The 13,522-nt window shown below is 69.0% G+C and carries 12 protein-coding genes; 9 read left to right on the top strand and 3 right to left on the bottom strand.

The window, feature by feature from the left end:
* Positions 1-3: 3 nt before the first annotated feature.
* From FG323_RS00595 to FG323_RS19570, 3 genes are all read left to right on the top strand, one after another.
* Positions 4-369, top strand: coding sequence for a hypothetical protein (locus FG323_RS00595; protein WP_141452492.1), 366 nt, complete (start codon positions 4-6; stop codon positions 367-369).
* Between the two features lie 99 nt (positions 370-468).
* Positions 469-2,163, top strand: coding sequence for a molecular chaperone HscC (locus FG323_RS00590; RefSeq protein WP_141452491.1), 1,695 nt, complete (start codon positions 469-471; stop codon positions 2,161-2,163).
* A 1-nt stretch (position 2,164) separates the two neighbouring features.
* Positions 2,165-3,661, top strand: coding sequence for a hypothetical protein (locus FG323_RS19570; RefSeq protein WP_181444035.1), 1,497 nt, complete (start codon positions 2,165-2,167; stop codon positions 3,659-3,661).
* Between the two features lie 5 nt (positions 3,662-3,666).
* On the opposite strand, the gene FG323_RS00580 is transcribed toward FG323_RS19570, so the two are convergent.
* The 3 genes from FG323_RS00580 to FG323_RS00570 are packed head-to-tail and all read right to left on the bottom strand — an operon-like array spanning position 3,667 to position 6,018.
* The gene (locus tag FG323_RS00580; protein ID WP_141452490.1) at positions 3,667-3,921 is read right to left on the bottom strand and encodes a DUF6587 family protein; all 255 of its coding nucleotides are present in this window, start codon (positions 3,919-3,921) and stop codon (positions 3,667-3,669) included.
* A 1-nt stretch (position 3,922) separates the two neighbouring features.
* Positions 3,923-5,773: a ferrous iron transport protein B gene (gene feoB / locus FG323_RS00575; protein ID WP_141452489.1), complete on the bottom strand. Its 1,851-nt coding sequence runs from the start codon at positions 5,771-5,773 to the stop codon at positions 3,923-3,925.
* On the bottom strand, positions 5,770-6,018 hold the full coding sequence (locus FG323_RS00570) for a ferrous iron transport protein A (RefSeq protein WP_141452488.1): 249 nt from the start codon (positions 6,016-6,018) through the stop codon (positions 5,770-5,772). The genes feoB and FG323_RS00570 overlap by 4 nt, the downstream gene beginning before the upstream one ends.
* 106 nt (positions 6,019-6,124) lie before the next feature.
* Here FG323_RS00570 and FG323_RS00565 point away from each other — a divergent pair, with 106 nt between their 5' ends.
* From FG323_RS00565 to FG323_RS00540, 6 genes are read left to right on the top strand one after another with little or no spacing between them, the layout of a single operon-like run.
* Positions 6,125-6,925, top strand: a complete 801-nt coding sequence (locus tag FG323_RS00565; RefSeq protein ID WP_141452487.1) for an enoyl-CoA hydratase-related protein — start codon at positions 6,125-6,127, stop codon at positions 6,923-6,925.
* A 51-nt stretch (positions 6,926-6,976) separates the two neighbouring features.
* A complete protein-coding gene (locus FG323_RS00560; RefSeq protein ID WP_141452486.1) occupies positions 6,977-7,369 on the top strand; it encodes a VOC family protein in 393 nt (130 codons plus the stop codon).
* Positions 7,370-7,416: 47 nt separating this feature from the next.
* The gene (locus FG323_RS00555; RefSeq protein WP_141452485.1) at positions 7,417-9,408 is read left to right on the top strand and encodes an acetyl/propionyl/methylcrotonyl-CoA carboxylase subunit alpha; all 1,992 of its coding nucleotides are present in this window, start codon (positions 7,417-7,419) and stop codon (positions 9,406-9,408) included.
* On the top strand, positions 9,405-10,022 hold the full coding sequence (locus FG323_RS00550; protein ID WP_141452484.1) for a hypothetical protein: 618 nt from the start codon (positions 9,405-9,407) through the stop codon (positions 10,020-10,022). Before FG323_RS00555 ends, FG323_RS00550 begins: the two co-directional genes overlap by 4 nt.
* Entirely contained in the window at positions 10,019-10,912 is an 894-nt protein-coding gene (locus tag FG323_RS00545; RefSeq protein WP_141452483.1) for a hydroxymethylglutaryl-CoA lyase, read from the top strand. Before FG323_RS00550 ends, FG323_RS00545 begins: the two co-directional genes overlap by 4 nt.
* Positions 10,909-13,506, top strand: a complete 2,598-nt coding sequence (locus FG323_RS00540; RefSeq protein WP_255469962.1) for an EAL domain-containing protein — start codon at positions 10,909-10,911, stop codon at positions 13,504-13,506. The genes FG323_RS00545 and FG323_RS00540 overlap by 4 nt, the downstream gene beginning before the upstream one ends.
* Positions 13,507-13,522: the final 16 nt, after the last annotated feature.

The raw sequence follows: 13,522 nt of genomic DNA, 5'->3' as shown, positions 1-13,522 counted from the left end.
GGCATGAGCAGCCCGCGCCCGGGGATGGCCGGGGCGACCCGTACCTGCCCGCACTGCAAGACCACCATCCTGGAAAGCGCCGCGATCTGCCCGGCGTGCCGCCACCACCTGCGCTTCGACGAGGCGTCGCTGGCGGCCGCGCGCACGGCGCAGACGGTGGTGCCGCTGAAGGTGGAGGGCAGCGTCCGCCATCCCGCCGATGGCGGTCCCTGGGAGTACTCGGTGGTGATGAGCATCCGCAACGACCGCGGCGAGGAAGTCACCCGCCAGGTGGTTGGCGTGGGCGCCATGCAGCCCGGCGAGCAGCGCACCTTCACCCTGAGCGTGGAGATGTTCCCGCGGCCGGGCGGCCGCGGGCCGCGGCGCTGAAGACCATCCGGCTGCGACCGCGTCGCGTCCCCCGGTACCCGCCATTCCTTCCCTGCCCTTACACTGATCGCCGATGCAGGGAAGGATCCAGGGGACTGAATGATTGTCGGCATTGATCTGGGGACCACCCATTCGCTGGTGGGTTTGTATGGCGAACAGGGACCGCAGCTGATTCCGAATGCGCTGAACAGCTACCTGACGCCGTCGGTGGTCAGCGTGGATGGCCAGGACGCGGTGCTGGTCGGGCAAGCCGCGCGCGAGCGCCTGATCACCCATCCGCAATCCAGCGTGGCGCATTTCAAGCGCTGGATGGGCACCGATCGGGTCACCCGGCTCGGCAAGCATTCCTTCCGGCCGGAGGAACTGTCGGCGCTGGTGCTGCGGGCGCTGATCGCCGACGCCGAGGCGCACCTTGGCCACAAGGTCAGCGAAGCCGTCATCAGCGTGCCCGCCTACTTCGGTGATGCCCAGCGCAAGGCGACCCGCATCGCCGGCGAGCTGGCCGGCATCAAGGTCGAGCGGCTGATCAACGAACCCACCGCGGCGGCGCTGGCCTATGGCCTGCAGCAGCGCGAGGGCGGCGGACGCTTCCTGGTGTTCGACCTGGGCGGCGGCACCTTCGACGTGTCGATCCTGGAGATGTTCGAGGGCGTGATGGAAGTGCACGCCAGCGCCGGCGACAACTTCCTCGGCGGCGAGGATTTCCTGCATGCGCTGCGCGATGCCTGCCTGCAGGATCTCGGTATCGCCGCGGGCACCCTGCAACCGGCCGAATCGGCGCAACTGCTGCGGCGGCTGGAGCTGCTCAAGCGCGAGCTCTCGCACGCGTCGGCCACCGAACATGCCGTCGAACTGACGCTGGCCGGGCAGGCACGCAGCTGGCAGCTGGACGAAGCCCGTTTCGCGCGCATCTGCGAACCCTTGGTGCAGCGGCTTCGCGCGCCGCTGGAGCGCGCGATGCGCGATGCCCGGCTCACGCCCGCGCAACTGGACGATATCGTGCTGGTCGGTGGCGCCTCGCGCATGCCGCTGACGGCGCGGCTGGTCTCGCGCATGTTCGGCCGGCTGCCGCTGCGCCACATCAATCCCGACGAAGCCATCGCGGTGGGCGCGGCGATCGCGGCGGGCATGAAGGCGCGCGACGAGAAGCTGGAGGAAGTGATCCTCACCGATGTCTGTCCGCACACCCTCGGCGTCGGCACCAGCCAGCAGGGGGCCAACGGCCAGGTCACCAGCGGCATCTTCTCACCAATCATCCATCGCAACAGCACGGTGCCGGTCAGCCGGATCGAGCGTTACCAGCCGCTGCAGGACTGGCAACGGCAGGTGGAATTCGAGATCTTCCAGGGCGAAAGCCCGCGGGTGGAGCACAACGTGCGGCTGGGCAAGATCAGCGTGGCGGTCCCGGCCAAGGCCGCGCACGAGAACCCGGTCGACATCCGTTTCACCTATGACGTCAACGGCCTGCTCCAGGTCGAGGCCACCGTGGTCGCCACCGGCGAGACCCACGAGGTCATCCTGGAACAGAACCCGGGCATCCTCTCGCAGGCGGAGATCCGCGAACGCCTGGCGGCGCTGGCGGCACTCAAGATCCATCCGCGCGACCAGCAGGAGAACCTCAGCCTGATTGCCCGCGCCGAACGCCTGTACGAGGAACTGCTGTGGGCACGCGGCGATCTGCAGGACGCGCTGGTGCGCTTCCGGGGCGCGCTCGACAGCCAGGATCCGGACGTGATCCGCGAACACCGTACCCATTTCGCCGCCATGCTCCAGCACATCGAGTCGCAGGCCTGAGATGGCTCCGTTCGATCTGCTGGGCGTTCCCCGCGACGCGGATGAAACCACCATCAAGCGCGCCTACGCGCGACGCCTGAAGGTCACCCGGCCGGATGACGATCCGGAGGGCTTCCAGCGCCTGCACGAGGCCTACCAGCAGGCCCTCCAGCATTGCCGGCAGCGGGCGATGGCGGCCACCTGGGAGGAAGAGGAAGACGACATCGAAGCCGCCGACGAAGCCACGGTCGGTGATGACGGCCAGCCGCGGGCCGGACGGGAACATGGACACGGGGAAGCGGAACTGCTGGCGGATCCCGCGACGGCGCACACTGTCCTGCTCGACGCGGAACAACTGGACGCGCTGATCTCCGGGCGCACGCCGCACCTGCCATCGCCGGTCGCCAGCGCCGCTGCAGCGGCGGCCTCCGCGGTTGCGGATGCGACCACGCGACGCTTCGACTTCGATGGTTTTTTTGCGGAAACCGTGCAACGGGCCCGCGATACGCCTCCCGCCGTACTGTCGGCCTGGCTGGCGGCACACGACGACCTTTACCAACTGGAACTGAAACAGTCGGTCGGCGACGCGCTGTTCCAGCGCCTGGGCTACGACGGCATCACGATTCCGCCCGCGAACCTGTCCGCGCTGGAAACCTTCTTCGGCCAGCAGGATTACTGGCTGGGACAACGCATGGCGGTGCGCTGGGCGATCGAGCGGGAGCAGACCTCCCGCTACGACGAACCTCGCCCGCTGGCGATCCGCCAGCTCAAGCGCCCTTTCCGATGGCCGCAGGCGCTGGCCGTCGCCTGCGTGCCGGGAATGTCCGCGCGCATCGCCCGGCTGTCGCAACGCCTGCGCGAGGACTACGGCGATCTGCCGGAGGGCATTGATCCCGGGCAGGACCGGTTTTTCCGGCAGCTTGCCCGCAAGGACTATCTCGGCGTCTGGCGCTGGTTGCCGATGCTGGCGCGCGCCGCCCTGCTGGCGCTGCTGGGCTATCTGCTCGCACCGGTCGTGTTCGCGCAATCGCGCCCTGCCCTGCAGACCGCGCTGGTAGTCGGTGGAGGTGCGCTGGCCATCCAGGGCGGATGGCGCCTGATGGTGTGGCTGCATGCGATCAGCCTCGGCGCCCACGGTTCCACCAATGAAAACCAACGTGCGCTGATACCGGTGTTGCTGGCGGCGACGGGCCTGATCGTGGCTGGGGCGTCGGGGGTGGATTGGCTGGCTTACCCGCTGGTGATTCCCGCCGCCCTGATCCATTGGCGGCGCAGTTTCGATGCCTTGCGATTCCTGTTGGGCGGCATCGCGATGCAGCCGCTGTTGCCGACCTGGCTTTCGGACTCGCTGTCGGCCGGCGCCGTCGGTTTCGCCATGGTCCCGCTGGGCCTTGCGTTGTTTGACGGACTCTACGCGCGCAGCCAGCGGATTCCATTGTCCGCCGCCGCGGGCAATGGCTGGACCACGCTGGCCTCGTACGGCTTCTTCGTCGGCTGGGTACTGGCGCGGGTGGTGTGAGGTCGTCAGACCTTCGACGAAGGTCCGCAGCTGTTGCAGCCACCGCAACCGTCCCCACCACCGGCACCACGCGGCTCCGGCGCAATCCAGCGCCCCAGTGCATGCAAACAGCCTGGACGACCCTCGCGCAGCAACGGCAGCGCCAACGCCACCCGCGCCTTGCGCAGCGTGCCCGGAAACTGCTTCTTCAGCACCACCCACACGCTGGCCAGCGCCAGCAGGCCGATGATCGCGTATTGCAGGATCAGCGAGCCGTCCACGTCAGCCCGCTCCCAGCGCCTTGGCGATCTGGTAGGTCAGCAGCGAGGCCACGTAGGCCATCGCGAACAGGTAGAACGCCGCGTAGGACATCTGCTTCCACGAGTTGGTCTCCCGCTTGATGGTCGCCAACGTGGACAGGCACATGGGCGCATAGATGTACCAGACCAGCAGCGACAGTGCGGTGGCCAGCGACCAGCCATCGCTGATCAACGGCGACAGCGCCTGCGCGGCCGCATCGTCGTCGGCCGCGGACAGCGCGTAGACCGTGGCCAGCGACGCCACCGCCACCTCGCGTGCGGCCAGGCCCGGAATCAGCGCGATGCAGATCTGCCAGTTGAAGCCAAGCGGGGCGAAGAACACCGCCATCGCGTGGCCGATGCGGCCGGCGAAGCTGTAGTCGATGGCCGGTCCCACCGCGCCGGCCGGCGGCGCGGGGAAATTCAGCAACACCCACAGCAGCACCGTCATCGCCAGGATGATGCCGCCGACCCGGCGCATGAAGATCCAGGCGCGTTCCCACAGGCCAATCGCGAGATCGCGCGGATGGGGAATGCGGTAGGACGGCAGCTCCAGCATCAGCGGATGCTCGCTCTTGTCGCGGCGCCACTTCTTCATCACCCACGCCACCAGCAGCGCGCTCAGGATGCCCGCCACGTACAGGCCGAACAGGACCAGGCCCTGCTGGTTGAACATGCCGATTTTCTTCTCCGGCACGAATGCGCCGATGAGCAGCGCATACACCGGCAGGCGCGCCGAACAGGTCATCAGCGGCGCGACCAGGATCGTCGCCAGGCGATCGCGCGGATCCTGGATCGAACGGGTCGCCATGATGCCGGGAATGGCGCAGGCGAAGCTCGACAGCAGCGGGATGAAGGAACGCCCCGACAGACCAGCGGAAGCCATCATCCGATCCAGCAGAAAGGCTGCGCGCGGCAGGTAGCCGGATTCCTCCAGCGCCAGGATGAAGGCGAACAGGATCAGGATCTGCGGCAGGAAAACGATGACGCCGCCGACGCCGGCGATGATGCCGTCCACGAGCAGGCTGTTGAGCGGGCCTTCCGGCAGCGTGCCGCCCACCCATTCGCCCAGCGCGCCGGTGCCCGCCTCGATCAGATCCATCAACGGGGTCGCCCAGGCGTAGACCGCCTGGAAAATCAGGAACATCACCACGATCAGGGCGACAAAACCGATCACCGGATGCAGCAGCCAGCGATCCAGCGCGTCGTCCACCCGGGCGGTGCGTTGCGGCATATCCACCGCCAGCGACAGCAGACGGCGCGTCTCCGCGTGCAGGTCGGCGTCGCCGCCCAGCCGGTGTTTCGGCGGATGCGGCGCATCGGCCATGCGCTCGATCTGTTCGACCAGCGCGCGCGCGCCGTTGTGCTTGACCGCCACCGTCTCCACCACCGGCACGCCCAGCTCGCGCGACAGCGCTTCCAGGTCCACGCGGATGCCGCGGCGGCGGGCGGCGTCCATCATGTTGACCGCCAGGATCATCGGCTTGTCGAGCTCGCGCACTTCCAGCGCGAAACGCAGGTGCAGGCGCAGGTTGGTAGCATCGACCACGCACACCAGCACGTCCGGCGGCGCTTCGCCGGGCAGGAAGCCGCGGCAGAAATCGCGGGTGACCGCCTCGTCCAGGCTGGCGGCATGCAGGCTGTAGGCGCCGGGCAGATCCAGCAGCGCGTAGCTGCGTCCAGAGGCGGTGTGCAGGCGGCCTTCCTTGCGCTCGACGGTCACGCCGGCGTAGTTGGCGACCTTCTGGCGACTGCCGGTCAGCTGGTTGAACAGCGCGGTCTTGCCGCAGTTCGGGTTGCCGACCAGGGCCAGCCGCAATGGCTGCGCGCTCATGCCGCCGCTCCCGCCGCACGGACCCGGATCCGCGCCGCCTCGCTGCGGCGCAGGGCGAAACGGGTGAAGCCCACCTGCACCAGCAGCGGTTCGGCGCCCAGCGGTCCCTTGGCGACGATCTGCACCTCCTCGCCGTCGACAAATCCCAGCTCACGCAGGCGGCGGGCGATGTTGTCGTTGGGGTGGCTGTCGTCGACCGATTCAACGATGGCCAGGGTCCGGGGAGGCAATTCGGTCAGCATCACGCGGCAACTCTCAAATGCGAACTATTCTCATTGTAGCATCGCCGCAGCGCACGAAGGCCAAAATCGGCGCAGGGGCTATCATTTGCCGCTTTCGGGAGGAGCAGACATGACGGAGCCGCACGCACCAGCGCTGGCCAGCCATCTGGATGATGGCGTGTTGCGGCTGCGGCTGAACCGCCCGGAACTGCACAACGCGTTCGACGCCGGCCTGATCACGCAACTGACCCGTGAACTGGAGGGGGCTGGAGCCAACCCCAATGTCCGGGTGGTGGTGCTGGAAGGTGCGGGCGCCTCGTTCTCGGCCGGAGCCGATCTGAACTGGATGCGCGGCATGGCCGCCGCCGGTGAAGCCGAGAACCGCGAAGACGCGCTGGCGCTGGCCCGGCTGATGCGCACGCTGGACGAACTGCCGCGTCCGACCCTCGCACGCGTGCATGGCGCGGCGTTCGGCGGCGGCGTCGGCCTGGTGGCCTGCTGCGATATCGCCATCGGCGTGCCGGAGGCGAAGTTCGGACTGACCGAAAGCAAGCTCGGTCTGTTGCCGGCGGTGATTTCTCCCTATGTCATCGCCGCGATCGGGCCGCGCGAGGCCCGGCGCTGGTTCGCGACCGCCGAGATATTCGACGCCGCCGCCGCGCGGGACATCGGGCTGCTGCACCAGGTGGTCGAAGCCGACGCGCTGGATGCGGCGGTGCAACGCCAGATCGACCTGCTGCTCAAGGCCGGACCCCTGGCCGCCGCCACCGCCAAGCAACTGGTCAGCCGGGTCGCCGCACACGCGGACCGTGATCGCCTGGATGCCGACAACGCCGCGCTGATCGCGCGCCTGCGGGTGTCCGCCGAAGGCCAGGAAGGCCTGTCCGCCTTCCTGGAAAAACGCGCGCCGGCCTGGGTGCCCGCGCGCTGACGCCACCGGCGCGGGGAACGCGCCGCCCTCTTTCCTCCAAGGTGTGTCGACATGATTGACCATGCGGGTTTTGCCGTCGCCGACTATCCACGCAGCCGCGCCTTCTACGAGCGCGTGCTCGCGCCGCTGGGCTACGCGGTGGTCATGGAAGTGACCGAACGTGAAACCGGCCCGGGTGGCTACCAGGGCTGCGGGTTCGGACCGCCACGCAAGCCGGCGTTCTGGGTCGGCACTGGTGCCCGTCCGGGCACCGGTACCCATGTCGCCTTCATCGCCCCCGACCGCACCGCCGTCGATGCTTTCCATGCCACGGCCCTGGCTGCGGGCGCGACCGACAACGGCGCCCCGGGCCTGCGCCCGCACTACCATCCCGACTATTACGCCGCGTTCGTGATCGATCCCGACGGCAACAACGTCGAAGCGGTCTGCCACGTGCCGGCCTGATCCTCGCCTCGCTTTCCTACCGAACCGACACGGAATTCCCGACCCGCATGTTCGACAAGATCCTCATTGCCAACCGCGGCGAAATCGCCTGCCGCGTGATCCGCACCTGCCGTCGCCTCGGCATCCGCACCGTCGCGGTGTATTCGGACGCCGACGCCGACGCGCAGCATGTGCGCCAGGCCGACGAGGCCTGGCCGATCGGCGGGCCGCGGCCGGCCGACAGCTACCTGCGCGGCGACGCCATCCTCGAGGTCGCGCGCCGCAGCGGCGCACAGGCCATCCATCCCGGCTACGGCTTCCTGTCGGAGAACGCCGACTTCGCCGAGGCGGTGGAAGCAGCCGGGCTGGTGTTCATCGGCCCCGGCGCGGCGTCGATGCGCAAGATGGGCAGCAAGGCCGGCGCCAAGGAACTGATGGCCGCCGCCGGCGTGCCGGTGGTGCCGGGCTACACCGGCGAGGATCAATCGCCCAACACGCTGTCGCGCGAGGCCGCGCGGATCGGCTTTCCGCTGATGATCAAGGCCGCCCATGGCGGCGGTGGCAAGGGCATGCGGATCGTGCACCGGCTGGACGATTTCATCGCCCAGTTGGAAAGCTGCCAGCGCGAGGCCGCCAACGCTTTCGGCCGCGACCGCGTGCTGCTGGAACGCTACGTGTCCACGCCGCGCCACATCGAGATCCAGGTGTTCGCCGATCGCCACGGCCACACCCTGCATCTCAACGAGCGCGAGTGTTCGGCGCAGCGGCGCTACCAGAAAGTCCTGGAGGAGGCGCCCTCCCCGTTCCTGACCCCGGCGCAACGCGCGGCGATGGGCCAGGCCGCCATCCTCGCCGCGCAGGCGATCGACTACGTCAATGCCGGCACGGTCGAATTCATCGTCGCACCCGACGGCGAATTCTTCTTCATGGAGATCAACACCCGCCTGCAGGTCGAGCACCCGGTCACCGAAATGACCACCGGCCTGGATCTGGTCGAATGGCAGTTGCGGGTAGCGGCCGGCGAACCGTTGCCGCTGGCGCAGGATGCGATTCCGCAGCAGGGCCACGCCATCGAGGTGCGCCTGTACGCCGAGGATCCGGAAGCCGGGTTCCTGCCCGGTTCGGGCCGGCTGGAACGCCTGCGGCTGCCGCCGGCGGATTCGCACGTGCGCATCGATTCGGGCGTGACCGAAGGCGATACGGTCACCATTTTCTACGATCCGATGATTGCCAAGCTGATCGTCCACGACCGCGACCGCCCCGCCGCGCTGGCGCGCCTGCGCGACGCGCTCGAACAATGCGACGTGATCGGACCGAAGTCGAACATCGCGTTCCTGGAACGGCTGGCGCGCCACCCGGCGGTGCTGGAGGGACGCATCGATACCGGCTACCTGGATCGGCACCTGGACGAGTTCCTCGCCGCCGGCGAACCCGACCCGGCCACCCTGCTGGCTGCCGCCACCGCCACCCTGCTGACGCAGGAGGCCACCGCCGCCGATGCCGCGCGCGCGTCCGCCGATCCGGGCTCGCCCTGGGCCATCGCCGACGGCTGGCGGCTGGGCCATGCCGGCCAGCGGCCGCTGAGTTTCGTCCACCGGGGACAGGCCTTCGCCCTGAAGGCACGGGGCAGCCAGGGCCACTACGCCATCGAACACGACGGCCGGACCCACGCCATCGAGGGCGCGCGGTTGACCGGCGACCTGCTCGGTTTGCGTATGGATCATGAAGCACGGCGTTTCCGCGTCCTGCGGGAAGGCGAGCGCATCACCGTCCACGACGGCCGGCAACGGGTCGTGCTGGAACAGGTGCCCGCCTATCGCAGGACCGCGACCGCCGATGCCGGGGGAGACCACCGCGTGCGCGCGCCGATGCCCGGCCGCGTGGTGGTGGTCCGCGCCAAGGCCGGCGACACGGTGACCACGGGCCAGGAACTGCTGGTGATGGAAGCGATGAAGATGGAGCTGGCATTGAAGGCCCCACGCGATGGCGTGGTGGGCGAGTTGCGCGCCAGCGCCGGCGACTTCGTCGAAGCCGATGCCGTCCTGGTGACCCTGGAATGACGGGCCGCCGCCTGCCGCTGTGGTTCCTGCTGGTCCTCGCGTTGCCGGCCCTGCCCGGCTGCCTGATGTTCGAACGCGCGCCCGCCGAACTGGGCTGCGACCCGGCCCTGGCCGGCCGCTGGCTGCCCTTGCCCGGCGCGGATCCGGAAAAGATGCCGCTGGGCGCCGGCGACTACGCCGAGATCGACGCCCAGTGCCAGGTCTCGCTGGTCGAAAGCGGAAAGCCGCCGCGCACCCGGTTCCGCGCGCTGGGTTTCGAACTCGACGGCACGCGCTACCTGGCGCTGGGCCAGGACGACATGCGCGATCTGTTCAACGATCAGAAGGCGCCGGCGGGAAACAGCAAGCTGCCCGCCACCAGCGTGCTGCTGCTCAAGTACCGCATCGCCGACGACGTGCTGGAAGTGGCGATGCCGCGGGCCAGCCGCGCGCTCGAACGCATCCAGCAGGGCGACCCCGGCGTTCGCGAGGTCGACACCATGGTGTACCTGCTGGGAGGCGAGGCCGACGCATTGCGCGCGGCGCTGGCGGCGGATCCGGCGCTGTTCGACAGCTTCGATCCCGCGTCCCGCAATCCGCGCCTGCGCCGCGCCGGCACGGAGGCCGCGCCATGACCGACTTCGTCCGCATCGTCGAGGTCGGCCCGCGCGACGGCCTGCAGAACGAGAAGGCGGTGATCGCCACCGCCGACAAGATCGAACTCATCGATCGCCTTTCCCGTACCGGCCTGCGCACCATCGAGGCCACCAGCTTCGTCAGTCCGCGCTGGGTGCCGCAACTGGCCGACGCGGCGGAAGTGTTCACCGGCATCCACCGCGAACCCGGCGTCGCCTATCCCGTGCTGGTGCCCAACGAGACCGGCTACGACCGCGCGCGCGCGGTGGGCGTGGAGGAAATCGCGGTGTTCACCGCCGCTTCCGAAGCGTTCAACCGCAAGAACATCAACGCCGGCATCGACGAATCCATCGAGCGCTTCCGGCCGGTGCTGGCCCGCGCCACGGCCGATGGCGTGCGGGTGCGCGGCTACGTCTCCACGGTGCTGGGCTGCCCCTACCAGGGCGACGTGCCGGTGGCCGACGTGGTCAAGGTCGCCAGCCGGCTGCACGAACTGGGCTGCTACGAGATTTCGCTGGGCGACACCATCGGCGTGGGCACCCCGCTCAAGGCGCGCGCGATGCTGCAGGCGGTCGCCAGCCTAGTGCCGCTGTCATCGCTGGCGGTGCATTTCCACGACACCTACGGGCAGGCGCTGGCCAACATCCTGGCCTGCCTGGAGGAAGGCGTGCGGGTGGTGGACGCCGCGGTGTCCGGCACCGGCGGCTGCCCCTACGCCAAGGGCGCCAGCGGCAATGTCGCCAGCGAGGACGTGGTCTACATGCTGCACGGCATGGGTATCGCCACCGGTGTCGATCTGGACCGGCTGGGCGAAACCGGCCGCTGGCTCGCCGCCCTGCTCGGCCGCGAGACCGGCAGCAAGGCCGGCAAGGCGATGGCGGCCACATGAACATCGCCGGCGCGCCGGCCCCGGACAGTGCCGCCAGCCCGGCGGCCGTCCCCGTCGCGCCGGATCCCGAGGCCACCCTGCAGGCCATCGCCCGGGCGATGGCCGATCCCGCGATCGACGAAGGGACCCGTGCCCTGCTCGCCAGCGCCCACGGGGCCTTGCTCTCCGCCCTTGCCAGCGCGGAAGCCGAACGCCAGCGCTACCGCAATCTTTTCGACGCCGTGCCCGATCCGGTCAGCATCATCGCCGAGGACGGCACGGTGATGGATCTCAACCGCGCTGGCATGCGCGCCTACCGCCGGCCGCGCGAGGAGATCGTCGGCAAGAACATCAACGTGCTCAACCCGGACCTGCCGCGCGATCACCTGATGCCGGTCTGGGAGACGCTCAACCGCGGTGACACCTATGTCATCGAGGTCACCAACATGCGCGGCGACGGCAGCCGCTTCCCGGTCGAAGTGCATTCGGCCAACATCAATTTCGACGGGCGCAAGAGCATCGTCGCGGTGGCACGCGACATCAGCACGCGGCGGGAAGCGGAAATGCGCTACCGCGAGCTGATGGAAACCATCGACAAGGGCATCGTGGTGCAGGACCACGATCTGGGCCTGCAATACTGCAACGGCGCGGCGATGCGGATCTTCGGCATCCGCGAAGACCAGCGCACGGCCGACGAACTGGGCATCGAACACTGGCGGATCGTCGGGGCGGACGGTCGCGAGTTGCGCCGCGACGAGCTGCCGGCACAGCGCGCGCTGGATTCCGGGCATGTGATCGAAAGCGCGCTGCTGGGCATGTACCACCGCCAGCGCCGGCAGATGATCTGGCTGACGGTGACCTCGGTGCCGCAGTTCCTGCCCGGCGGCAACCGCCCGGCACAGGTGACCTCGCTGTTCAGCGACGTGACCGAACTCAAGCGCGACAGCGCGCTGTTCGACCGCGCGCAGTCGCTGGCGCACATCGGCGGTTGGGAATGGGACATTGCCCGCGACCGCCTGTACCTGACCGAGGAAGCCATCCGCATCCTCGGTGCCGCCCTGCCCCCCGATAACCTCGATGCGCTGCTGGCCTGCCTGCGCGAGCCGGATCGGCGGCGCCTGCGCTGCATGGTGGAACGGGTCTCCACCGGCGGCGCCGGTTTCGATCTCGAACTGCAGGGACGTCGCCACGACGGCCAGCCGTTCTGGATCCGGGTGATCGGCGACGCCGAGCCCGGCGACCCCGGCAACTCGCGGATCACCGGCACCCTGCAGGACATCTCCACCGACAAGCAGGCGGAAGAGACCCTGCGCATCCAGGCCCGCACCGATCCGCTCACCGGCCTGATGAACCGCGACGCGGTGCTGACCGAAATCGCCGAACGCCTGGCCGATCCCGTCCATCCGCAGGCTTCGGTGCTGTACATCGATCTCGATCGCTTCAAGATGATCAACGACGTGCTGGGCCACAACGCCGGCGACGAACTGCTGGTGCAGGCGGCCAACCGCATCCGCGACGCGGTGGGCGAGCACGGCATGATCGCGCGCTTCGGCGGCGACGAATTCCTGGTGGTCTGCGATGCCGGCGGTGACCGCGCCCTGCCCGAGCGCCTCGCCGATGCCATCCTGCAGGCGTTCGCCGAGGCCTTCCGCTTCGACCAGGACGAGTTCTCGATCACCGCCAGCATCGGCATCGCGCGTGCGCCCGACGATGGCCTGCGCCCGCAGCAGTTGATCCAGAACGCCGACATCGCGATGTACGACAGCAAGCACCGCGCCCGCAATGGCTGGCAGGTGTTCTCGCCGGAACTGGCGCAGCGCCAGCAGGATCGCCTGCAGATCGAGACCCAACTGCGGCGCGCGGTCGACAACCAGGAATTCCGGCTCGTCTACCAGCCGCAGGTGGACCTGCGCCAGGGCCGGATCGTCGCCGCCGAGGCACTGATCCGCTGGCAGAACCACCAGCTCGGCGAACTGCGGCCGGACCTGTTCATCAGTCACGCCGAAACCACCGGCGACATCGTCAACATCGGCAGCTGGGTACTGCGCGAGGCCTGCCGCCAGGTCGCGGAGTGGCGCGATCAGGGCCTGGGCATCGTGCGGGTGGCGGTCAACGTCTCCTATCGCCAGTTCGTCGGCGAGGATCTGGCCGACAAGGTGCGTCGCCTGCTCGACGAGTTCCAGTTGCCGGGTTCGGCGCTGGAGCTGGAGTTCACCGAACGCGTGCTGATCGAGGACGCGCCCTCCACCCTGCGTACCTTTGCCGGGCTCAAGGCGCTGGGCGTGGTGCTGACCATCGACGATTTCGGCGAAGGCTACAGCGCGCTCAATTACCTGCGCCGGCTGCCCATCCACGGGCTCAAGCTCAGCCAGTTGTTCACCGAGGGCGTGCCCAACAACCGTTCCGACGTGGCGGTCTGCCAGGCGGTTTCCGCGATCGCCCGCAGCCTGGGCCTGGGACTGGTCGCGGAGGGCGTGGAATCGGAGGCCCAGCGCCAGTTCCTGCTGCAATTGGGCGTGCCGGTCGGCCAGGGCTTCCTGTTCGCCCCGGGCCTGTCGCCGGACGAGTTCGCCCGCCGCCTGGACCTGCCGCTGGACCGCGCCTCCAACGGCTGAGCGCACGCCGCTGCCG

Origin of the sequence: Pseudoxanthomonas sp. z9 (assembly GCF_006542425.1) — a bacterium.
Taxonomy (GTDB): domain Bacteria; phylum Pseudomonadota; class Gammaproteobacteria; order Xanthomonadales; family Xanthomonadaceae; genus Pseudoxanthomonas_A.
This window is presented reverse-complemented; position numbering and strand designations above follow the sequence as displayed.